This is a genomic window from Protofrankia sp. CiP3, assembly GCF_917627345.1.
Lineage (GTDB): Bacteria > Actinomycetota > Actinomycetes > Frankiales > Frankiaceae > Protofrankia.
Map to the genome: position 1 here is coordinate 3,362 of NZ_CAKJTM010000201.1, position 1,655 is coordinate 5,016.

1 protein-coding gene is annotated in these 1,655 nt (G+C 63.9%); it reads left to right on the forward strand.

Annotation, left to right across the window (positions count from 1 at the left end; genetic code table 11):
* Positions 1-908 (forward strand): ATP-binding protein (locus MJ797_RS26160; RefSeq protein WP_374583011.1); only part of this gene is annotated, 908 nt, incomplete at its 5' end.
* Between the last annotated feature and the right edge of the window lie 747 nt (positions 909-1,655).

A 1,655-nucleotide genomic window follows, 5' to 3' on the forward strand; every position in this document is an offset into this window, starting at 1 on the left:
TAAGCCTCCAGCCGTTGCCCGACTTCGCGAGCATACGGGACGACCAGGACGAGTTTGACGCGGCGATCGATGCGGCCGTGGCCACGCTGGCGGTTCGGGCCGGTGTCGACGGCCGCACAAGCAGGGCGAACATCAGCCGAGCCGTGCTCAGGGCCGCGTTGGAGCACTTCGCCCACGGCAGCCGTACCAGCCTCAGCTCCTTCGCGGATCTGCTGGCCGACCTGCCGGATGGTGTGACCACTCTCGACCCCCATGACAAGTACGCGAAGAGCCTGGCGCAGGACCTGAGAGCCGCGATGGTCAATGACCCGCTGTTTGGTGGCGACGGTCAGCCGATGGACCCCGCCGTGCTGCTGACCCCGCCGGCCGGTAGGCGAGCCCGCATCTCGATGATCAGTCTTGTCGGCCTGCCCAACGATGATCAGCGGCAGAGCTTCGTCAACCAACTACAGATGGCCCTGTTCGCGTGGGCCAAGAAGAATCCGGCCGTCGACCGGTCGCTCGGCGGTCTGTTCGTGATGGATGAGGCGCAGATATTTGCCCCGTCCGGCGCGGGCACCGCCTGCACGGCGAGCACTCTCGCTCTCGCCTCGCAGGCCCGCAAGTACGGCCTCGGTCTGCTCTTCGCCACCCAGCACCCGAAAGGCCTGCACAACAGCATCCCGGGAAACGCCACCACGCAGTTCTTCGGCCGGCTCAGCAGCCCGGTGCAAATTGACACGGCCCGAGCGATTGCCCGCAACAAGGGTGGCGACGCGCCGGACATCGGCCAGCTTGGAGTTGGTGAGTTCTACGCCACCAGCGAGTCCCTGACCTTTGAGAAGATCCGTACCCCGCTCTGTCTGAGTCACCACCCGGCATCTCCGTTGACAGATGAGGAGGTCGTCAGACGCGCAAGGGGGCATTGAGCCCTGGCGCATCCCGTCGGGCCTGGACGATTCCCCCGTGGGCCGTGCCCGGAAACCACGACCCGGCCGGCCACAGCCGAATGTCCCGATCATCCAGTGAGCCACCGAACCAGCTGACCCCAGCTGACCCCAGCTGACCCCAGCTGACCCCAGCCGACTTCAGCCGTGCGGATCCGACGATCTACCGGACCTGACTGACTGGTTGTCAATGGTTGGTCGATTGTTGTGTTTCTGGTGAGCGCCCGCGGACTTCTTGATTTTTTGGATTCCGTCGCGGCCAGTATTCGTCGGCCTGCATGCGGTTGGGGGCGGAAATTCGGCACGTTGCGTACTCGGTCCTGCGCGTAATATCCGGAGGGTGATTATCCGCAATGACGAACTCGCGGCCTGGTGTTGCTCCAAGGCCTTATTCGTCGCGTTGTGGATTAATAATTCTGAATTATTGTGAATAGACATCCAGGTGAACCGGACATATGCTTCCGTTCGATTGAAAGCGCCCGGCAAGAGGGTGTGGATCAGGGAGCGGGGCTGGGGTGCGTGTATCGCGAGGCGCCGGAGGTGATGGGCGTCGACCGACGAGCCGGGGTGCCCGCGCCCCGCGCGGCGATGGATGGGGAGTGATGCCGCGAGGTATGTGCCCCGACCCCCGCGATAACCCCGCGATGCCGCTTCCCCTCTTGTCGGTCGCTCTTAGAGCGCGTTTGAGATCGTCATTCCGGCTCACTGATCGAAAGCCCGATCTCAAAC